Consider the following 20,440-nt stretch of genomic DNA (forward strand, 5'->3'; position numbering starts at 1 on the left):
TAAGGTGGTTTACCACCTTTACTTTATCAATAAAAGTGAGCAAGCGATGAAATGGAAGTTACTCTGGCCAATTTTATTAACGTTACTCGTGCCATTGGCTGTAGCCTGGTTTAAATATCCTGATCACTTACCTCCCGGTTTTGGTGAATTTCCGCCAACTTATGGCGGTGATGTACCGGGTTTTAGTTGGCCATATTTTCTCACCATGCTTGCTGGTGTGCTTTATATTGGTGGGTTAATTTTGGTGCCAAAATATTTTGGCTTTAAAGGCGCTCCAATTATCCCAAGACCCAAGTCAACGGTGAGTTTACCTTGGTGGTTCTGGGCCGGCGGCATTGTCATGGGCTTTTTTTGGTGGTTAATGTGGACTCGAGTCACACCGTTCGGAGATCTCGTTTTTTGGGCATTTACTCCACTGTGGTGGGGTTTTATATTTTTCCTTGATGGTATCGTTTATAAACGTAATAACGGCGCTTCACTGTTTTCTCAAAAACCAAAAACGTTATGGATTTGTGCGCTGGTCTCGATTCTTGGTTGGGCATATTTTGAATATTATGATTATTTTGTCTTAGGTAACTGGTACTACCCTAATGCAGAGCACATCCCTTGGTCGAAAACCGTATTAACCATCGAGTTTTTGATCACATATTCCACGGTTACTCCTGTTTTATTTCAATGGTATAACTTACTTAAAACCTTCCCCGCGATGAATGTGCGCTATCAAAATGGCCCTAAAATGGTACTCAATGGCAATTACATGATACTCATTGGTGCAGCGTTAATTGGTGCTATGGTGTACTGGCCTTATGAATTGTTTTGGGCGGTATGGATTGGTCCATATGCGGTGATGACTGGCGTATTATTACGACTCAATATTTGGAACCCATTTACCGATATCGCCAAAGGCAATTGGACCGCAGGCGTTTTGATCGGGGTATCCTCACTGTTAAATGGCTTATTTTGGGAAATGTGGAACTACGGTTCAATGCACCCTAATGCTGAACCTATTACCAATCCTAACTATTGGGTATATAACATTCCTTATGTCGATGTGATTCATATTTTCTCTGAAATGCCATTGCTTGGCTATTTTGGCTATATCCCTTTTGGGGTTTTGGTATGGCAAGTATTTATCTGGAGTGGCAAGATGTTTAATTTTGATAGTGAAATCGTGATTAAACCGGTTGCCAATCAAGAGAACTAAAAGCGCATGGAAAACGGGTTTGACCCCTTACCTTCTTGGCAAGAGGGTAAGGCAAAGCAGCGAATTATTCAGTTTGTTGAACAAGTAACGGATGAAAACTCACCTTATTACGTCCCCATTCAAGACCGCATAGCGACGTTTGATAACGATGGCACACTCTGGGTGGAAAAACCATTACTTGCACAACTGGCCTTCTATAAAAGACAATTATTTGATGCGGATGTTCTTGTTGATGCGGGCAAGTTTAGACGCATATTGCACTGGCTCAAGGAAGCGATACATGATGCCTTTGATTTACTAAAAATGTTATGGGCTTATATTCGCTCCGGCTTAACGACAGATGAGTATAGAATATTGGTTGCACAATGGATTGCTCACGCTAAACACCCGCGATATCAACGTAAATATACCGAGCTCGTTTATTTGCCGATGCGGGAAGTTTTAGACTACTTCTCCCATCATGGATTCAGTAATTACATTGTTTCTGGCGGAACCGCCAATTTTATTCGCCCTTGGTCTGAGCAAGTTTATAAAATTTCAGCAGATCGTGTTATCGGCTCAAGTGTTAAAACTCGGTTATCGAAAAGAAATGGCCAACTGGCGGTTAAGCTCGAGCCTTTGCCTTTTTCGTTTGAGTATCGTTCGGGTAAAGTTTTGGGTATAGAGCGCCGATTAGCTAAACGACCCATCGCCGCGTTTGGTAATAGTTTAGGTGACGTTGATATGCTTAAATGGACTAGAACAACTCGGCAATCGTTGTGTGTTTTAATACATCATACTGATGCTGCGCGAGAATACAGCTACTCTCCTGATCCGTTTTATTATTTTGGTGAGAAAACTCTGTCGATCGCCAAAAAGCAAAACTGGCAAATAGTTGATATGAAAACTGACTGGCGTCGAATATTCGATTTTGAGCCAGACACGGAGTAGTGGCTAATGAATCATGTACCGATTCACTTTACCTTATTGTTGAATGTTGGCTTAGCGATGATCCCATTATTGCTTGCTTATTATCTATTTAAAAAAATAGAAAGGCGCAATGTGCTTTGGTGGTTTTTCGTTATGGTGTTTGTCGCTTTTTTACCCAATTCCGCATATGTGTTGACGGATGTTATTCATCTACTTGCGGCGATAGAATCACCAAACATCTCTAGGCCGTATCTTTATGGCATATTGTTTCCGCTGTTTATCGTATATTTTTTGGTTTGTTTTGAAAGTTATGTTTTATCGGTTACTTGGGCAAAACGTTATTGCCAGCATCAATCGTGGTTTTCATTTGCGAGTTATATTGTACCCGGACTAACCGCACTTTCAGCGCTGGGCGTATACCTTGGTCGGGTTCAACGACTAGAGAGCACCGATATTCTTGAACACCCAATAACGGTATTGCATGATATTTTATTGGATTTAACGCAACTGAAAAGTTTAGCGATGATAGCGCTATTTTTTATTGGTTACTTGATAAGTTACTATTTATTTAACGCTGTTAATCGTGTGATTGTTAATCGTTACCGGGAACGGTTTGAGCTCTAGATGTCGAGATGAAAAAGCCGAACGATATTGTTCGGCTTTTCTTTTTCTTATCGTTTCAGCGTTAAGCGATAACTTTAGCGATTGATTGCGCTAAATAATCCACATTGCTTTTCGCAATGCCCGCGATACTCATACGGCTAGAACCGACCATATAAATACTATATTCGTCTTGCAGTTGTTGTACTTGCTCAGGGGTAATACCTAAGAAAGAGAACATACCTTTTTGACGAGTGATAAAGCTAAAGTCTCTATCAACGCCATTTTCTTTAAGTTTATCAACCAATAATTGACGATTGCCATTAATGCGATCACGCATTTCTTTTAATTCAGCGTACCACTGATGGCGTAACTCATCGGAATTGAGGATAGTTTCAACCAAAGCTGCCCCGTGTGCAGGCGGCATTGAATAGATACAACGGACAACCGACAGTAATACTGAATTGGCGATATCGGCATTAGCAGCTGAACTGGCGATAATGGTAGTTGCGCCAATGCGCTCACGATATAACCCGAAATTTTTTGAACACGAGCTACAGACGATCATTTCTTCAACACTTTCGGCGACCAAACGCAAGCCGTAAGCATCTTCATCTAATCCATCACCAAACCCTTGGTAAGCCATATCGACAACGGGTAACCAACCTTTGTCCTGAGCGAGTTTAGCAATCTGCTGCCATTGCTCATTGTTCAGATCCATACCACTTGGGTTATGACAACATGCGTGAAGTAACACCGCGTCATCACTGCTCACCTCTTTTAAGGTATTGAACATACCGTCAAAATCGAGCGTTTTGTTTTCATAGTCGTAATACGGGTAGGTTTTTACCGTTAAACCTGCAGCTTCAAACAGGCCAGTATGGTTAGCCCATGTTGGGTTGCTCACCCAAATGGTTGCACCTGCTTTACATGATTTGATAAATTCAGCAGCAACTCGCAAGGCTCCAGTTCCACCAGGCGTAGAAACGGTGCGCGCGCGATTTTCAATGAGCACTTTATGTTGGCTAAAAATTAGCTTGCTCATTTCTTCATTGAATAACGGGGAGCCAGTTGGGCCAATGTAAACTTTGGTATCCTCGTTGTCATGACGATATTTTTCCGCTTTCTTTACACAATCTAAAATAGCGGTGTGACCAGCTTCGTCTTTATAAACACCGACACCTAAGTCGATTTTTTGAGGATTTGCATCTGCACGATATTTTGCCAATAAGCCTAAGATAGGATCGGCTGGCAATGCCTTTAAGCTACCAAACATTTCTCCGTTTACCTTTTATGCTGAAGTGGGATCAACAACGTTACGCCATCGTATTGCCGTTAAAAATAATCCCGAGTGATTAAAGCGCAAGCATAGCCCTATTAAGGGCAATTTTAAAGCATTTACGTTAAAAAACTGAGGATTTGTTATGACAAAAGAAACTATCCCATATTTTAAGGTTTTTAAGGGCATTCAACGAATGAGGCGCAACGAAATATGTACAGGTTTACACCCCTTTCTTGAGGCAGCGAAGCACACTTAAAGATAAGTTTTGCTTAATTGTGCCAAAGCGCCAATTAAACCACCAAAAACGCCGCCCCACACCACAAGCCAACCAAGGTGCTTGCGGATCATGCTTTGAATGATTTCTTTAACTAATTGGGGGGTCAATTCATTTAAACGCTTTTCAATGATATCACTGACTTTATCACGGATATCTGACATAACAGTTGGGCGTTCAAGCTCTTCTTTAACAATTTGATTAAATTCGTCACTGTCAGCAAGTTCAACCATGGTTTCTCTCATTTTTTCAATAAAGGGCACTTCCATCGGCGCTAGTGCTTCTCGGCCACCAACCATGGCCAACATCCCCCCAAAAGAAGAGTTTTCAATCACAGATATAAGTTTTTCAAACGCAGGAGACAGATCAACGCGATTAATAATGGGGGCTAAATTAAGATTATGCCCTTTACTGCTTTGTTCTGATAAAAAGCGGTCAATGTTTTCTTCAGTAAAAAACTGCTCCATCATTAATTGCCGAATCCCCAATTTAAAATCCTCAAATCGAGCCGGAATAACACCAGAGCCATATAAAAAAGGGATCTTCTCAAACAACATATGAATGGCTAACCAATTAGTGAGCGCGCCAGAAAAGGCGAACAAACCAATAGAAAAGATAATGCCATTGGAAAGATACCAGCCTAACCCCATTGAAAGTAAAGCTAAGCCATTAGTCACAAGGCTTTTATTCATTGAAAGCTCCGATAATGAGATGAAATTTTACAATACTGCATATGTTAGCAAGCAACGTATTGTTGTTAAACTAACAGGGTGAAAAAGAGTCGATTTTACTTTAAGGTAATTGCTCAGCGATTTTTAAAGGGATAATAATGAAATATTTAACGTTAGCGAAGTTAATGGTATTGGTATCGACGTTTGCGACCACAACCGTGGTTAAAGCGGAGGCAGAGCAAAACTGGCGAAAACTCGATCCCAAGCAAACCGTTTTAATGACTTTACCTCACGGCTCTGTGGTTATTGAGCTTGCTCCTCAATTTTCGGCAAATCATGTCGAGCAATTTACTCGCTTAGTTAAAAGCGGTCATTACGATGGTAATAAATTTTATCGTGTCATTGATGGCTTTGTTGCTCAAGCTGGACCAGAAGATGGCAGTGAACAAGACACGGCGGTTAAGCCACTAAATATCGAGGCTGATTTTTCAGCGGGCGATGATTTTCGTTTTACTCGGGTTGAAACTAACGATATGTTTGCTCAGCAAACTGGTTTTAAACAAGGGTTTGCGCTTGGCTATAACTCGATAGAGCAAAAAGCGTGGATGTTGCACTGTCCTGGCGTTATTGCCATGGCAAGGCAGAGTGAGCCAAATACCGCTACCAGTCATTTTTATATTACCAATGGCCAAGCAACCCGTTATTTAGATCGCATTATGACGATTTTTGGTCGCGTTGTTTATGGTATGCATCATGTACAAGCGATAACGCGTACTTCGGTGATAGAAGGGGAAGATCCTGTTGAGGCTAGTCAATATACACCAATAGTCTCAATGCGCTTGATGAGTGATGTCCCAGCCGATGAGCAAATCATTATTGAAGTTGAAGCAACAGAAACTGAGGCGTTTAAGCAAAAGTTAGCTGATAGAAGAGATCGCGATAATGCGTTTTTCTACAAAAAACCGCCACCGGTACTCGATATTTGTCAAACACCGGTAAGCAGTCGACGTATTAAATAATCACTAGATACTTCTTTGCCCACTTTATTCTACGTAAATTCTGAAGGTAAATAGATAAAGTGGGTGCAGAGGTTAGAAGTGATAACTGATACCAAAATTGAGCATATCTTGGGGCTTTAGATCCCCCATGGTTTGATAGACTAGACCGGCGTTGATGCCAATGCCATTGTCCCATTGATATTGCCAACCAGCACCAAGAACAATGCCGACACCGTCGTCTTCAACCAGTTGAGTCTTATTACGACTGAAATCATAGTCGTAAAACTGAATACCGGCCTTAGCGTAAAAGCTATTATTTTTACTGGTAGCAAGCTGCCACTTTAATGCGGTAACAATACTGGAAAAATCTAAATGATTGGCATTAAAATCAAACATTGGTTTGCTTTTGTTTAAACAGCGCCATTCATCGTCGGAGAGTTCAGTGCAACTCCAGTCATCAATTTCTTCACCACCTTGCAATCCAAGCTCAAAGGCAAAGTCTTTATTGAATTGATAATTGTAATAAAGATAAGAGGCGCCGATCGCGACATCTCCTGATTTACCTTTGTATTTGGCATTTCCGCCAAGCAAATCCAAACCAACACGATGAGGTGACTCGGTATTCGCCATGGTATTCATTGAAATGCATGACAGCAGGATACCAGCGACTGCGCTAAGTTGAGTTAATTTCATGATAATCCCTTTGTAACAATTTAAAAAAGATAAGGCCATTATCTTCAAACAGGTTGGGTAAAGTCTGTCGTGGATTTGTCGAAAAACCGTCTTAACTTGTTAAAAAGTGTAATCTGCTCTCGCTTTATTCAAATCATGTTCGCTCAATTAGTTTAGCGAACAACAAGGTGTTCGCACACGACAAAAATAAAATTTTTTCAATTAATTCATATGTTTACTTTTTGGCATTAAGTTTGCTATTTAACGACTAGACAAAGCGTTAAGTGGATAAACAATGTTAAGAGATACTTCAGGACAAGACGTCATTATTGAAAAAAAGGCGTTTAACCTAAAAACGATAACAACATGGTCGTTACCGATCATTGCATTGATAGTTTTTGCGGTGATTATGCTGCCAAAATTTAACGATATGTTTTCTTCTGGGTTGACATTTTCAAGTGAGCGATTGCGATTTGCAACCGTTGAAAGGGGGGATTTAGAGCGTGATATTGGTGTGCAGGGCAGAGTTGTAGCGGCTAATAGCCCGACGTTATATGCAACGGCACCAGGTATCGTATCTTTATTTGTTCAGGCAGGGGATACCGTCAAGCAAGGGCAAAAGCTGGCAGAAGTTGATAGCCCTCAATTGAGAAACCGTTATGAGCAAGAATTGTCAACTTTGGCACAACTCGAACTAGAAGTTGGGCGTCATCGTATCGAAATGAAGTCTTCACAGCTCAATAATCAGCAATCCATCGAAATGTCAGCGGTTAATTTGGAAGCGGCAGATATTAATAAAAAGCGCGCTGAAACTAGCATTAAAGATTCATTGATCAGTCAAAAAGAATACGAAGAAAAAGTTTCTGAATATAAACGGGCTAAATTAGCGCATGAGCACGCTAAACAGAACTATGCATTGCAAGTTGAAAGTATGGACTTTGAACTAAAGAGCAAACAATCACAACTCGAGCGCCAGCAGTTCGTTGTTGATGATTTGAAACGCCAAGTCAGTGAATTGGTACTAACGGCGCCAACTGACGGAATTATTGGCAGCGTCAACGTTCGAGAAAAAGACAATGTCAGTGCAAATGAATCATTGATCACCGTCATCGATTTAAGTGCCTTTGAAGTCGAAGCCAATATACCTGAAAACTTTGCTGATGACTTAGGCGTTGGTTTAGCTGCAGAAATTAGCTTTAACGGTGAAACACATTCAGGGACAGTGATTGCCATTTCGCCAGAGGTAACTAATGGTCAGGTTATCGGGCGTCTTCGTTTCGATCAAGACACGATTTCTAACCTTAGACAAAATCAGCGAGTTAGTGCTCGGATCTTAATTGAATCTAAACAAAATGTTTTAAAAGTTCGTCGAGGAGCCTTTGTAGAAAGTGGCGGTGGACGAATTATTTATCGTGTCGAAGGCAATAATGCCATACGTCAAAACCTCACCTTAGGTGCCCGCAGTATCGGTGAAATAGAAGTGATCTCGGGCTTAAACGAAGGTGACAAAGTCATTATATCCAGTATTGATGTCTTTAATAATCATGACCAAATTTATCTGACTAACTAGGAGAGTCACATGTTAAGAATGAACAATGTAAGTAAAATATATCGCACTGATTTAGTGGAAACCCATGCTTTACGAAAAGTCGATTTGCACATTGATAATGGTGAGTTTGTTTCAGTGACGGGTCCCTCTGGTTCAGGTAAAACCACTTTTTTAAATATCGCAGGTTTATTAGAAACCTTTGAGGAAGGTGACTACTTTTTAGGTGAGCAAAACGTAAAAGGACTAAGTGATGATCAATTGTCAGAAATTCGAAATCAAAAAATCGGTTTTATTTTTCAAAGCTTTAATCTTTTGCCTGATCTACCCTTGTTTGACAACGTTGATGTTCCATTACGTTATCGCGGCATGAGTAAAGGTGAGCGTAAAGACCGTATCGAGCACGCGCTTGAAACGGTCGGCTTAGCGTCACGTATGCAGCATCTTCCAACTCAGTTATCTGGTGGTCAACAGCAACGTGTTGCAATTGCTAGAGCGATTGCTGGCGATCCATTATTTCTTCTTGCCGATGAACCGACAGGTAATTTGGATTCATTAATGGCTCAACAAGTGATGGAGTTACTGGAAAAAATTAATAGCAATGGCACCACGATTATTATGGTAACTCATGATGATCAACTTGCTCAACGAGCCAGCAGAAACATTCAAATATTTGATGGTCAGGTTAGCGACCTAGACGCGTTAAATGCTGGTCATTCGGTCCGCTCAGCTTAGGAGGCGAAATGTTTTTATATAATTTTCAATTGGCACTAAAAAGCATCAAAGAGCGGCCATCGTTAACTATATTAACGATTTTAGTTATCGCATTAGGATTAGGCTTATATACCACAGTTGAAACCATGGCTTATCAAGGGGGGAAAATTCCGCTTGCCCATAAAAGTGACAACATCTTTCTTATTCAACTGGATAATAGAGAATTAAATGCGCCTGAAGTTGATCGCTGGTCACGGATGGTCGATGTCACTTATAAAGATGCAATCAATCTAAAAGCGATGAATGTTCCAGAGGTTACTCAGACTTTTGTCTGGTCAACAGAGGGTATTTTAAACGTTGAAGATCCAAACATTACCCCGATTCGCACAGCAGCAGCGGTTACCACCCATGAGTTCTTTACCATGTTTGAACCTAAGTTTTTATATGGTACTGGTTGGGATAAAACCGCAGAACAAGGTGGAGAAGGCGTTATTGTTATCAGTAAACGCATGAATGATCAACTGTTTGGCGGTATTAATAGTGTCGGACAAAACGTTCGTATTAACACCAGTGTAATGCGTGTGGTTGGGGTTTTAGATACTTGGCAATTGGAAAATCGTTTTTACGATCGTAGTTTTGGTACCGCATTTCCAGATGATTTTTATGTGCCATATACTTTTGCATTGAATCAAGATTTACCTAGACGCTCGCGGTTTGATTGTTGGGCCGATGATGCGTCGATAGCGCGAAGCTTTACCAATGAAAATAAAGATCGATTACTAAATTCAGAATGTGGCTGGATCACCTATTGGGCAGAAATTCCGGATGAGCAAGTTGATGCCTATAAAACGCAATTGATTAACTACGTTGAATCGCAAAAAGCATTTGGTCGCTTTCCACGTGAAATTGAAACGTATGTTACTGATTTAACCAGTGCTGTTATCTACATAAGTAGCAGAAACAATTTTATTAATATGTTTAAGATACTGTCGGTATTATTCTTTGCGGTATGTTTGTTAAATGCCGTCGGTATTTTATTGGCTAAGTTTATGCGTAGAACTAAAGAAGTTAGCTTGCGAAGAGCCTTAGGCGCCAAGAAAAAGACCATTATTGCTCAATACATTATCGAGGTTGTTCTTATCGGCATCATAGGGGGTGCGGTTGGTATTATCGTCGCATATTTTGGCTTAGAAGGTATGCTCAACATTCGCTTGTATGCGTCAGATTATCGATTAAAAGTTGAAGACTTAGCCCCTTACTTTCAACTTGACTGGACAATGATCGGCAATGCTTTTATGACCAGTGTTGTCTGTACTCTAGTGATCAGTATTTATCCAATCTGGCGTTTATGTAGCGTACCGCCAGCTAGTCAGCTGAAGTCGCAGTAAAGGAGCAAACTATTATGATTAAACCAATTTTATTGACCTTAAAGCGTCAGAAGTTCATGTCGGTACTGATGATCATTCAAATTGCTTTTACCATGGGGGTATTGAGTAGTTCGGTATTTGTTGCGACAGAAACGTTAAGTGAGTGGAATTTGCCTTCAGGTATTCCTCACGAAGATATTGTCCGTATTTCGCCAGAGTTTTTTGACGAAAGCCAAGATGTCGGTCAAGCATTAAATAATGATCTTGAACGGGTGAGGAATGAAGCAAAGGTGGTTAGTGTAGCACCAAGCAATGCGGTGCCTTTTACCGCAGAAAATGTTGTTAATGTTTATTTATCGGCAGAAGAAGAAGCGCAACAATTTCCAACCGTAGTTGTTGAAAGTGATGAAAACATTTTTGATGTGTTGGCACTTTCCTTGGTCGAGGGACGTATGCTAACCGCCAGTGATGTCATTAAAGGGCCAATGGAAACTACGCAAGAAAATGCCGCCGTGGTGATGATCAGTGAAGAACTTGCACAAATGATGTATCCCAATCAGTCTCCTATTGGACAGACATTGTGGTTGGCTAAAGGCTCTGATCCAGTGCAAGTGGTCGGTGTTTACAGTAACTTTATGACTGGTGAACGCTTGAATGGTCAAGGTAAATCATATCATTCGGTGATCAGGCCACAAGTGAAATGGAGTCACGCACGACAACCGCACTATTTGATCCGCGTACAAGAAGGTCAAGGTGAAGCGATGTTAGAAGATTTACTCGCCATGTTTTATCAAGAGCAAGGGCGTTATGTGAACTCGACTGAACTCTTAAAGCGAACGCAAAAAAGAATGTATGATGGCCGTGGTAGCCGAGCATTGACCTTTTTGGTGTTAAGTATGGTGTTAGTGCTAATAACAGCCTTTGGCATAACAGGTTTAACGTCGTTTCAAATTACCCAGAAAAGAAAGCAAATTGGTACTCGACGAGCATTAGGGGCGAAAAAGCGAGACATTATCTCCTATTTTATTACTGAAAATAGTATCATCACATTGGTAGGTCTACTGATTGGTGTTATGGTCACCTTGACGATAACCTTTGAAATGTCAGAGCAATCAGGCCGTAATTTTTTAAATATTTCGGTGATGTTGGCGACAGCGTTATTTATGTGGTTGATAAATCTACTGGCCGTATATTTCCCGGCTAAACGAGCTGCCAATATAGCTCCAGCAATTGTTACTCGTTCGGCTTAATCGAGTAGTTATATTAATAATAAGCAACGTAAAGTGCTGGCTTTACGTTGCTTTATCTATTAACAGACAGTTGAAAGGAATTTCATGAAAGCAAAAGTATTGGTGATTGATGATAACCCTGATGTGGCACACGCATTAAAAGTACTGTTTACCTTAAACAATATTGATTGTGATCACCAATTAACGCCCGACGAAGGTTTGGTGGCTTTAGCCGGCGACCATTATGATTTAGTGATACAAGACATGAACTTCACTAAAGATACTACCTCAGGCGAAGAAGGGGTCGAGCTTTTTCAACAAATTCGTCAGCAGTATGCGGATTTGCCGATTATTTTGATGACCGCTTGGACGAATTTAGAAACTGCGGTTGAATTGGTTAAGTCTGGTGCGAGTGACTATATCAGTAAACCGTGGGACGACGATAAATTGTTGATCACCGTGCAAAACTTGATTGAGTTAAGTGAGTTACAACGTGCGCAGCGTAAAGGAGCGTTAAAAACTTCTAAAAAATATCAACAATTGGCAGAAAAATATGACTTATGTGGTATTCGTTTTCAAAGCGATGCGATGTTTAATTTACTCAATATCACCACGCAAATAGCGCATTCGTCAGTGTCAGTGTTAATCACAGGACCCAATGGTGCCGGTAAAGAAAAAATCGCCGAAATTGTTCAAGCAAATTCAAGCTGTAAACAAGGGCCCTTTATTAAGGTGAATGTTGGGGCGTTATCTCCTGAGTTAATGGCTGCAGAGCTGTTTGGTGCTGAAGCAGGCTCTTATACAGGTATCACTAAGCGTCGGCAAGGTCGCTTTGAACTCGCTGATGGCGGAACATTGTTCTTGGATGAAATTGGCAATCTCTCGTTAGACGGTCAAGCAAAGTTATTGCGGGTATTAGAAACTGGAGAGTTTGAGCGTATTGGCGGAACCGAAACGTTAAAAGTTAAGGTGCGCATTATCAGTGCAACCAATGCAGATTTAAAACAAGAAATCGCCAATGGCAATTTTAGAGAAGATTTGTTTTATCGTTTAAATGTTATTGAACTCCCATTATTACCACTAGCTGATCGTAAAGCTGATATTCTCCCCCTTGCTGAACTTTTTCTTGATGGTAAGTTTCAGCTAACGGAGCAAGCGTCGCAGGTGCTTAAACATCACTCATGGCCAGGCAATATCAGAGAGCTTAAAAATGTTATGCAACGAGCGAGCTTGCTCGCCAATGGCCAAGTGATCGATGCTGATGTGCTTGGTTTACCAGTTAATCTGCCAAAAAAATTGGCGATTACTGAAGAAGTCACCAGTGATGATATTCATCAGGCGATAACGAAGGCAGGTGGCGTAATTTCTGAAGCAGCAAAATTACTTGGCCTGAGTCGTTCAGCCTTATATCGTCGCATGAAAAAATTTGGGATCACTGAGTAATGTTTTTATGGCGCAATACAAAGCGCAAGTCATTAGTTAACCGCTTGTATGTTAGTGTCTGTTTGCTCGTTGTTATTGCCTTTCTGGGCTTGGTAGCTATTACTTCTCGAGTAAGCGGTATTGAAGCATTTTTTATTGCCGCCTTATTTGGACTGTTTTGTTGTTTGATCTTGGCGGTTATTTTCAAGCAAGCAATGTCACCACTCAATAATGCGCTGATAGCGCTGGATAACGGCATTGCCTCATTAAAAGATAATGATTTTAGCTTGACGATTCATAATGAAAATTATCAAGAAATAGCGCGACTTGTCTCAACTTATAATGAACTTGCGAACGTTTTGCGCACAGAGCGTATGGACATTTTTCAGCGTGAATTATTACTTGATACTGTTATTCAAAGCACGCCAGTTGCGATAGTGCTAACGTCATTAAAAGGTCATATCGTTTACAGTAATATTGCTGCAAAACACTTGTTAAAGTTTAAAGGAACACTAGTTGGCAATAACTTTTTTGATTTATATCACCAACTTTCGGAATCGCTGCAACGTGCCACGGATGAGAAACTTAATGGCTTAGTGACCGATGAACACAATGATCAGCGCATCGTTTATAGTGTTAATTGTCAGTCATTTATGCTTAACGGACGCACACATCAACTTTATATGTATAAAAACATGACGCAGGAAATTTCACAAAAAGAAACACAAATGTGGAAACAAGTGATCCGCTTAATCAGTCATGAATTAAATAACTCATTAGCACCGATAAACTCACTGACTAAGTCTGCGCAGCAAATTATTGATCAGCCTGAACATCACCATATGTTGCGAGATGTTTTATCAACGATAGGAAGACGCAGTCAGCATTTGAATGAATTTATTGGTCAGTATGCTTCTTTTGCAAAAATGCCAGAGCCAACTATTGCTAGGGTTAGTTTGCAGGAATTTTTTAATAATATGCAAACCATTTTGGGGATTGATTGTTCATTGGACAGTATCACTGAAAGTGCCCATTTTGACGCTGCACAATTAGAGCAAGTGTTAATTAACTTGGTAAAGAATGCCAAAGAGTCCGGCTCTGATGTTAAGCACGTCAGTTTAGCTATCTTTCAGCAAGCCAATCGGTTGTACTTCGTTGTAAAAGATCGAGGCCCGGGATTGTCAGAGCAGCAAATGCAACAGGCTTTGTTGCCATTTTTTACCACTAAAGCTGAGGGGTCAGGCATTGGCTTAGCTTTATGTAATGAAATTGTATCACTCCATGGAGGACAGTTGAAATTAGCCAATCGAGATAATGGTGGTCTTGAAGTCAGTTTTGCTTTACCGTTAGCGGACAATCATTAATCAAAACTTTCAGCGAATAAGTCATTCGTGCGCTACAGTTAAGTATATAAAATATAGCGTTAATGACTAGCGAACAAGAGATAGCTCAATAGCGCTTGGTTAAGGGAATTTGAGCAAGTTAACCACTATGGTAAAGGCACAGCAACTACAACAACAAGTAAAACGGCAGTTGCTGATAGCAACCTTACTCGTTGCAATGTTATTTAGCGGCTCTTTTTATATTGTGTTTAGTTTGTCAGCTGAACAAAAAGAAGTTGCTAAGATAATCGATATTGCCGGAAGCCAGCGAATGTTGTCACAGAAAATAGCATTGAATGCCCATCGCTACTTCCGTTCAATTCAGCAAGGACTTCTTAACCAAGAAGTACAACGTCAGTTAAATGCATCTGCAAACAAAATGTATGAAAATCAACTGTTTTTGAGCGATTATATCCATCAATATAGAGAAGATATGCCAGAAGCGCTATATCAACTGTATTTTCAAAACCCCAATAATTTAACTAACAGAGTAAAAATTTACGTCGAAAGTGCACAAGTGCTTTTAACGGTAACACATGAAACCCAAGCCCATTTATTAATGAAACGACAGTTTGACCCGCAGTTGGTTGAACAAATGTTGGTGCTGTTAAATCAAGCGGTACAGTTGCTTGAAAGGCAAGCCGTTGCCAATCAAAGTGCGATACAAAACAGCCAAATAGCACTGTGGCTTTGTGTGTTATTGATGCTGATAATGATTTATCGCGTGATATTTTTGCCTATGCAAAATCACATAACTGAAAGTTATCAAGAATTATTAGTAAGTAAAAACCTTACCGAAGAATTTGAATTTGCCATTAATAAACACGCCATTGTTTATCGCGTCGATATGGCGGGAAAAATTACTTATATTAACCAGAAATTCACTGATTTTTACCAGTATCAGCCAGAAGAAATCGTGGAGAAAAGTGTCTTTAAGGTCTGTGGAGATATCTACCAACAAGCAGATTACGAACAGATATTTCAAGTATGTGTCAAAGATGATTATTGGCGTGGCGAATCACTTAATAAGATAAGAGATGGCCGTCAACTTTGGTTAGACACGACTATCGTGCCACTTAAACAGCTTAATAGACGCATTGCCTCGTTTATTGTTATTCAAAATGACATCAGTGGTATTAAGCAAACGGAACTTGCCTTAAATCAACTTCATCGCATTACTTCATCGATAACGTTGGATCTAGAAGATAAAGTCCAAGAATTGCTCAAACTAGGTTGCCAGATATTTGACCTGCCCATGGCAATTGTTAGCGAAATCAAAGAAGAAAACTACAAAGTGCTTTATTGTTATTCGCAAGAATTATCGATTGAACAGGGGGCTCAATTTGAGCTTGGCAACACCTATTGTGCTCATACTTATGCTGCCGATAAACCTACTGGATTTCATCATGCTGGCCAGAGTGATATTAGTAGCCATCCCTGCTATCAGACATTTGGCTTAGAAAGCTATATTGGCGCGCCAATTTTTGTTGAAGGGAAGCGTTTTGGCACATTGAATTTTTCCGGACCTACACCATTATCACGACCATTTAGTGAGCGTGAATTGGATTTGATCCAACTCTTTGCTAATTGGCTGACTGCTGAATTAACCAGTGCAAACAACCAGCGAGCGTTAGTAAAAGCTAAGGAATTAGCGGAAACTGCGGTGGTCGCAAAAAATGAGTTTCTCGCCAGCATGAGTCATGAAATTCGTACACCAATGAATGGTGTTTTAGGGATGTTATCCTTGTTAAGTGACACTAAGCTTAGTCATGAACAACGCCATCGTATTGAAATCGCAAAAGAAAGTGCTGACTCTTTACTTAACTTAATTAACGATGTCCTCGACTTTTCTAAAATTGATGCCAATCATTTAGAGTTAGAGCAACGCGAATTTGACTTAGTGAGTATGTTAGGAAACCTAGCCGAATCTTTAGCTAATAGTGCGCAAGATAAAGGCATTGAATTAATTGTCGACTTAACCGACATTGGTCAATCTAATATTGTCGGCGATGCTTATCGCATCCGCCAAATTGCTACCAATTTAGTGAGCAACGCGATTAAATTTACCGAAAAAGGCGAAGTTGTGTTGAAGGTGGCATTAGCACCTATTGATGCCAAGCAAGCTCAATTAACGATTGAAGTGTCGGATACTGGTATTGGTATTCCAAAAGACAAGCAACAGCGATTGTTTTCCGTGTTCAGTCAAGTTGACGCATCAACTACACGTCAATACGGTGGTACAGGCCTTGGTTTGGCGATCGTCAAGAAGCTCTGTGATATGATGTCTGGCAGTATCAACATAGAAAGTGAGGGTGGCAAAGGAACCACGTTTACTTGCTTATTAAAGGTAGTTCTGGGTCAAGAACAGAGTACTTATCCAAAACAAACCTTTAAAAAGCGTCCTACGTTAGTCATCGACAATAATCGTAGTAACGCAGAAATGATTAACAGGCAGCTAGCCTTGTGGCAGATCCCTGCGATTATTGTTAACGATGAAGTTAGTTTAGTTAAATTACTCGAACATCATCAAGAACAGCCATTTGAGGTCGCTTTAATCAGTTATGATGTCTTCGGTTCTAGTGGCGAAAATTTATTATCAGCTGCCCAGAAAAAGTTAGATTACCCGGCAATTGATATCGTGCTGATGACGCCAATGTCAGCAATGATCACCTCACAATATCTAGAGGAATTAGGGGTGAAATTTTACTTCCCTAAGCCAGCAATAATGAGGGATTTTCATCAACTGATTAAACAAGTTTATTCAATAGCATCGCCTGTGAGCGAGATTGAGCCGTGCTCGGTTCAACAAGTCAGTACCAAAAGCTCTCCAGAGAAAGACCTTGTGCTAGCCTATGAATGGCCTGAAAAAGCGCGGATATTGTTGGTTGAGGATAATCGTGTTAATCAGATGGTCGCCAAAGGCGTTTTACAAAAACTAGGCCTCAGTTGCGATGTAGCTAACAATGGCCAAGAAGCACTTGAGTTATTAACAGCATCTTCAGACGCTGAACCATACAGTTTAGTGCTGATGGACTGTCAAATGCCAATAATGGATGGCTACCAAGCCAGTCAGGCGATAAGAAATGGTGACGCAGGTGACCGTTACCGAGACATATCGATTGCCGCGATGACAGCTAACGCCATGGTGGGTGATAAAGAGAAATGTTTGGCGGCAGGGATGAATGACTATATTTCCAAACCGATTAATAAGGAAGCGATTGTTAGTGTCCTACAACGTTATTTAAACTAGCCGTGGTGTGGTGGTTTTAGGTCCTTACGCCAACTTATAAGAAAAAATTAATGAGTTATCACTGAAGTCTCAATACCAACAAAATAACCCAGCCCCAAGACGTTAATGAAAGGGGCTATGGCAATTTTAATACGAGCGGCATTAAAGTTTATTGATTTGGCATAGCCAAGTAAGAAAGTTCAACACGCCCTAGTTTAATGATCAAGTACCTTTTCTATATCAGCCTTTTTGTAGATAAAGCGACTAACGACTAACAATATACCGGCAAAGGCTATAAAGCCAACAATACTAAGAATATGCTGATTTGACAGTAAAAAGCTACTTGTTTGACCTTTGTAGTAAGCTGAAATACTGATGATAATTGCAAAATATCCGCAAACAAAACCAACGAGTGGTAGGTTAACTTTGTGCCAGTTCAATAAGATAAACAACGGAACAATTACCAAAGCGATTATTACTGATAATGCAATTACAACCATAAAGGTGAGCGAAACATTATATCCTAATAAATGAACGCCTAAGAAAGCAAACCCAAGCAAAACGGCGCAATCAAATACAATTAAACGGTACATCGCAGATAAAACAGCTTGTTTAAAACCGACAAAGTTTTTGCCAGTATATAAGTGGGCAATGGTTCTTAATTGTTTTATATGCTTCCTTGCATGGAGGATTACAGATAATGGCGTCATTGCGACGAAAAGCAGTACTAAGTTTTCATAAGCGTTTGTTGTTTGACCACCTAAAAGAAACAAAAAGATGACCAATGCAAGGCTATGGGCTACCGCGTAAAGGCCAATTCGATTTAGCGGGTCTGTCAGCGCCCAACTTAAGTCAGCGTTACTATTCATCAACTTGTCCTTAATAGCACCACCAATCAAAGTGTTAATTTTATTGATAACATTAACTAGTGCAATATCTGAGGTATTGGTGTTTTCAGGCGCTAACGTTGAGTGTTTGGTGCTATATCCTTTTCGACTAAACAAATGGATGCTCAAATAGCTACCAATGATGTACAGCAAAATAATCAGATAGTTAAAATCGATGTGAAGTTTTTGCAACTGATAAAGGATTGCAGGTACAAGTGGCCATAATAATCGCGCGGTCACTTTATCTGCAAAGGTTAGATTTAGGGCGCATAGTCCAACGCAAAAAGGGATAAATACAGCAATGGTATTGGCACTAATGTTTATCAGTAATGGCCAAAGAAAGCTTAGGTTTATCGCCAGTAATATGAAGAGTGCATTGCTAGCTAAATGGCGCCTGTATGAGTTATTGACTTGCCAGAGGTAATGACCGCGAAAAACGCGTAATGCAGCTCCTAAAAACATCCCCATAAAACTGCATACGACTGAGGCCATCATCATTGGGGTTTTCATCAACTCTGCGCTAACGTGCCAATTTTCAACAGACGTTGTTAGCAAATACTGAAAAACCAATAATAAAACAACGATTAATGAACTGGTTAGCCAAGAAAAACCCAGTAGGTGTTTTAGTGTTTGATATTCTCTATGCATCGAATTCTCCATGATGGGTCATCGCTAAATACCAGTCTTCTAAAGAAATTGGTAATAATTCTATTTCTAGTCCCATGGCTTGCCACTGTTGCATTGATTGTTCCGTTATTGGCGAGAGCAACTTTCCAAACGCCGAACTGTCTGTGATCACTGCATCAGAAATCATCTCCAGCGGTAATGTTTTTATATCGATTTGAGGATCTTTGCTGGTTAATCGAATTTGGCCAATACCTTCTTTAAGTTCGTCAAGCGGATAATCGCAGGCGATGGTGCCATTATTGAGCAAGGCAACACGGCTAGCGATGCGTTCTAAATCTGAAATAATGTGACTGGAAAAGATAACCGTCGTACCATTATCAGCACAAAGTTCAGCGAGTTCAGTGAGAAAAGAACGTCGCATATTTGGGTCTAAGTGAGCAACAGGCTCATCTAAAATCAGTACATCAGGTTGAGTTGACAAAGCTTGCACTATTCTGAGTACTTGACGCTGACCACCTGAGAGTGCACTTATCACCTTTGAGGGGTCAAGCCGCCATTTTTGACAAAGCTGAGTGGCATAAGATGCATTCCATTGATCATAAAAGCTACCGAGGTAGTTCAGATAGGCGGAAATTGACATCCAGTCAAACCCGTGAGTATCTTGAGCGACAAAGGCTATTTTTTGTCGTTGTTTTGCTGTTAAGGTTTGCCAGGTGTTATCAAAAATATTGACCTCTCCAGACGTAGCGGTTTTTAGGTTCATAATCGATTCCAACAAGGTGGTTTTTCCCGCACCGTTATGTCCTAGTAGAGCAACTATTTCACCTGGCTGTATCGCCCAATTCAGGTTGTTTAAAATAGTCTTATCAGCATAATTTTTGGTAAGGCTTTGAATATTAATAATCGGTTTAGTCATGCTAGTTACTCTTTTGTTTGTAATGACAGATACTGTTGCACTTGGGCTAATATTTGCTCGTTAGTTAATGATTCTTTGCGAGCCGAGTGAACATAGCTAATTAACGCTTGCTCTAACCTCAGTGAAGGCTTAAATCTTTCCTGTTCTGCGACAATCATACCTACGCCTCGATGACGAATTAGCACCCCTTCAAGCTCGAGTTGATTGTAGGCTTTGGATATTGTCATCGGGTTAATGCCAAGGGATTTTGCCAGTACTCTTACCGACGGGGCTTGCTCTCCAGCATTTAGTAAACCTGCTCTAATCGCTTGTTTTATTTGATCAATGAGTTGTCGATAAATCGGAATTGCCGACGACGCATTTATCGAGAAAGTAGCGTTAGCATCGAATGCCATTGCGAAGATGTCCTTTTGATTTTAGGTCGTACTACCTAACAGGTTAACTTGTTAGGTGTATTATTGTATTAATACACTGATGTGGTCAAGCGTTTCTATAACGAGGTCTTTAATTA

General features: G+C 40.4%; 17 protein-coding genes. 11 read left to right on the top strand and 6 right to left on the bottom strand.

The features are described 5' to 3' along the window. The first annotated feature begins 46 nt into the window (after nucleotides 1-46). From ACSLUH_RS07910 to ACSLUH_RS07920, 3 genes are read left to right on the top strand one after another with little or no spacing between them, the layout of a single operon-like run. The gene (locus ACSLUH_RS07910) at nucleotides 47-1,204 is read left to right on the top strand and encodes a hypothetical protein (protein ID WP_448565768.1); all 1,158 of its coding nucleotides are present in this window, start codon (nucleotides 47-49) and stop codon (nucleotides 1,202-1,204) included. A 6-nt stretch (nucleotides 1,205-1,210) separates the two neighbouring features. Next, nucleotides 1,211-2,134 (top strand): HAD family hydrolase, encoded by a 924-nt coding sequence (locus ACSLUH_RS07915; protein WP_448565769.1) that lies wholly within the window; start codon nucleotides 1,211-1,213, stop codon nucleotides 2,132-2,134. A 6-nt stretch (nucleotides 2,135-2,140) separates the two neighbouring features. Next, nucleotides 2,141-2,737 (top strand): DUF1361 domain-containing protein, encoded by a 597-nt coding sequence (locus ACSLUH_RS07920; RefSeq protein WP_448565770.1) that lies wholly within the window; start codon nucleotides 2,141-2,143, stop codon nucleotides 2,735-2,737. Between the two features lie 61 nt (nucleotides 2,738-2,798). Here ACSLUH_RS07920 and ACSLUH_RS07925 read toward each other — a convergent pair whose 3' ends face one another. Further along, nucleotides 2,799-3,989, bottom strand: a complete 1,191-nt coding sequence (locus tag ACSLUH_RS07925) for an amino acid aminotransferase (RefSeq protein ID WP_448565771.1) — start codon at nucleotides 3,987-3,989, stop codon at nucleotides 2,799-2,801. Nucleotides 3,990-4,247: 258 nt separating this feature from the next. Then, nucleotides 4,248-4,961, bottom strand: a complete 714-nt coding sequence (locus ACSLUH_RS07930) for a DUF445 domain-containing protein (protein WP_448565772.1) — start codon at nucleotides 4,959-4,961, stop codon at nucleotides 4,248-4,250. 137 nt (nucleotides 4,962-5,098) lie between these two features. Here ACSLUH_RS07930 and ACSLUH_RS07935 point away from each other — a divergent pair, with 137 nt between their 5' ends. Beyond that, entirely contained in the window at nucleotides 5,099-5,959 is an 861-nt protein-coding gene (locus ACSLUH_RS07935) for a peptidylprolyl isomerase (RefSeq protein ID WP_448565773.1), read from the top strand. 72 nt (nucleotides 5,960-6,031) lie between these two features. On the opposite strand, the gene ACSLUH_RS07940 is transcribed toward ACSLUH_RS07935, so the two are convergent. Beyond that, nucleotides 6,032-6,631, bottom strand: a complete 600-nt coding sequence (locus ACSLUH_RS07940; protein WP_448565774.1) for an outer membrane beta-barrel protein — start codon at nucleotides 6,629-6,631, stop codon at nucleotides 6,032-6,034. A gap of 274 nt (nucleotides 6,632-6,905) precedes the next feature. Between ACSLUH_RS07940 and ACSLUH_RS07945 the strand changes: the two genes are divergently transcribed. From ACSLUH_RS07945 to ACSLUH_RS07975, 7 genes are all read left to right on the top strand, one after another. Further along, complete coding sequence (locus ACSLUH_RS07945; RefSeq protein WP_448565775.1) at nucleotides 6,906-8,180, top strand: efflux RND transporter periplasmic adaptor subunit; 1,275 nt, start codon at nucleotides 6,906-6,908, stop codon at nucleotides 8,178-8,180. A gap of 9 nt (nucleotides 8,181-8,189) precedes the next feature. Continuing rightward, nucleotides 8,190-8,891, top strand: coding sequence for an ABC transporter ATP-binding protein (locus tag ACSLUH_RS07950; RefSeq protein ID WP_448565776.1), 702 nt, complete (start codon nucleotides 8,190-8,192; stop codon nucleotides 8,889-8,891). Between the two features lie 8 nt (nucleotides 8,892-8,899). Next, nucleotides 8,900-10,258 carry an ABC transporter permease gene (locus tag ACSLUH_RS07955; RefSeq protein ID WP_448565777.1) on the top strand — a complete coding sequence of 453 codons (1,359 nt, stop codon included), beginning with the start codon at nucleotides 8,900-8,902 and terminating at the stop codon, nucleotides 10,256-10,258. Between the two features lie 14 nt (nucleotides 10,259-10,272). Next, nucleotides 10,273-11,487 (top strand): ABC transporter permease, encoded by a 1,215-nt coding sequence (locus tag ACSLUH_RS07960; protein WP_448565778.1) that lies wholly within the window; start codon nucleotides 10,273-10,275, stop codon nucleotides 11,485-11,487. Between the two features lie 84 nt (nucleotides 11,488-11,571). Then, a complete protein-coding gene (locus ACSLUH_RS07965; protein WP_448565779.1) occupies nucleotides 11,572-12,909 on the top strand; it encodes a sigma-54-dependent transcriptional regulator in 1,338 nt (445 codons plus the stop codon). Then, nucleotides 12,909-14,252: a sensor histidine kinase gene (locus ACSLUH_RS07970; RefSeq protein WP_448565780.1), complete on the top strand. Its 1,344-nt coding sequence runs from the start codon at nucleotides 12,909-12,911 to the stop codon at nucleotides 14,250-14,252. The genes ACSLUH_RS07965 and ACSLUH_RS07970 overlap by 1 nt, the downstream gene beginning before the upstream one ends. A 109-nt stretch (nucleotides 14,253-14,361) precedes the next feature. After that, nucleotides 14,362-17,520 (top strand): ATP-binding protein, encoded by a 3,159-nt coding sequence (locus tag ACSLUH_RS07975; RefSeq protein ID WP_448565781.1) that lies wholly within the window; start codon nucleotides 14,362-14,364, stop codon nucleotides 17,518-17,520. 194 nt (nucleotides 17,521-17,714) lie between these two features. Here the strand turns inward: ACSLUH_RS07975 and ACSLUH_RS07980 are convergent, their stop codons facing one another. From ACSLUH_RS07980 to ACSLUH_RS07990, 3 genes are read right to left on the bottom strand one after another with little or no spacing between them, the layout of a single operon-like run. Continuing rightward, the gene (locus ACSLUH_RS07980) at nucleotides 17,715-19,034 is read right to left on the bottom strand and encodes a hypothetical protein (RefSeq protein ID WP_448565782.1); all 1,320 of its coding nucleotides are present in this window, start codon (nucleotides 19,032-19,034) and stop codon (nucleotides 17,715-17,717) included. After that, the gene (locus tag ACSLUH_RS07985) at nucleotides 19,027-19,929 is read right to left on the bottom strand and encodes an ABC transporter ATP-binding protein (RefSeq protein ID WP_448565783.1); all 903 of its coding nucleotides are present in this window, start codon (nucleotides 19,927-19,929) and stop codon (nucleotides 19,027-19,029) included. Before ACSLUH_RS07985 ends, ACSLUH_RS07980 begins: the two co-directional genes overlap by 8 nt. Before the next feature lie 5 nt (nucleotides 19,930-19,934). Beyond that, a complete protein-coding gene (locus ACSLUH_RS07990; RefSeq protein ID WP_448565784.1) occupies nucleotides 19,935-20,324 on the bottom strand; it encodes a GntR family transcriptional regulator in 390 nt (129 codons plus the stop codon). Between the last annotated feature and the right edge of the window lie 116 nt (nucleotides 20,325-20,440).

It is taken from the genome of Thalassotalea ganghwensis, assembly GCF_053485795.1.

What these genes read in the sequence shown, in the direction of transcription:
- ACSLUH_RS07910 (WP_448565768.1), top strand. Translation starts at nt 47, where the DNA reads ATGAAATGGAAGTTACTCTGGCCAATTTTATTAACGTTACTCGTGCCA.
- ACSLUH_RS07915 (WP_448565769.1), top strand. Translation starts at nt 1,211, where the DNA reads ATGGAAAACGGGTTTGACCCCTTACCTTCTTGGCAAGAGGGTAAGGCA.
- ACSLUH_RS07920 (WP_448565770.1), top strand. Translation starts at nt 2,141, where the DNA reads ATGAATCATGTACCGATTCACTTTACCTTATTGTTGAATGTTGGCTTA.
- ACSLUH_RS07925 (WP_448565771.1), bottom strand. Translation starts at nt 3,989, where the DNA reads ATGTTTGGTAGCTTAAAGGCATTGCCAGCCGATCCTATCTTAGGCTTA.
- ACSLUH_RS07930 (WP_448565772.1), bottom strand. Translation starts at nt 4,961, where the DNA reads ATGAATAAAAGCCTTGTGACTAATGGCTTAGCTTTACTTTCAATGGGG.
- ACSLUH_RS07935 (WP_448565773.1), top strand. Translation starts at nt 5,099, where the DNA reads ATGAAATATTTAACGTTAGCGAAGTTAATGGTATTGGTATCGACGTTT.
- ACSLUH_RS07940 (WP_448565774.1), bottom strand. Translation starts at nt 6,631, where the DNA reads ATGAAATTAACTCAACTTAGCGCAGTCGCTGGTATCCTGCTGTCATGC.
- ACSLUH_RS07945 (WP_448565775.1), top strand. Translation starts at nt 6,906, where the DNA reads ATGTTAAGAGATACTTCAGGACAAGACGTCATTATTGAAAAAAAGGCG.
- ACSLUH_RS07950 (WP_448565776.1), top strand. Translation starts at nt 8,190, where the DNA reads ATGTTAAGAATGAACAATGTAAGTAAAATATATCGCACTGATTTAGTG.
- ACSLUH_RS07955 (WP_448565777.1), top strand. Translation starts at nt 8,900, where the DNA reads ATGTTTTTATATAATTTTCAATTGGCACTAAAAAGCATCAAAGAGCGG.
- ACSLUH_RS07960 (WP_448565778.1), top strand. Translation starts at nt 10,273, where the DNA reads ATGATTAAACCAATTTTATTGACCTTAAAGCGTCAGAAGTTCATGTCG.
- ACSLUH_RS07965 (WP_448565779.1), top strand. Translation starts at nt 11,572, where the DNA reads ATGAAAGCAAAAGTATTGGTGATTGATGATAACCCTGATGTGGCACAC.
- ACSLUH_RS07970 (WP_448565780.1), top strand. Translation starts at nt 12,909, where the DNA reads ATGTTTTTATGGCGCAATACAAAGCGCAAGTCATTAGTTAACCGCTTG.
- ACSLUH_RS07980 (WP_448565782.1), bottom strand. Translation starts at nt 19,034, where the DNA reads ATGCATAGAGAATATCAAACACTAAAACACCTACTGGGTTTTTCTTGG.
- ACSLUH_RS07985 (WP_448565783.1), bottom strand. Translation starts at nt 19,929, where the DNA reads ATGACTAAACCGATTATTAATATTCAAAGCCTTACCAAAAATTATGCT.
- ACSLUH_RS07990 (WP_448565784.1), bottom strand. Translation starts at nt 20,324, where the DNA reads ATGGCATTCGATGCTAACGCTACTTTCTCGATAAATGCGTCGTCGGCA.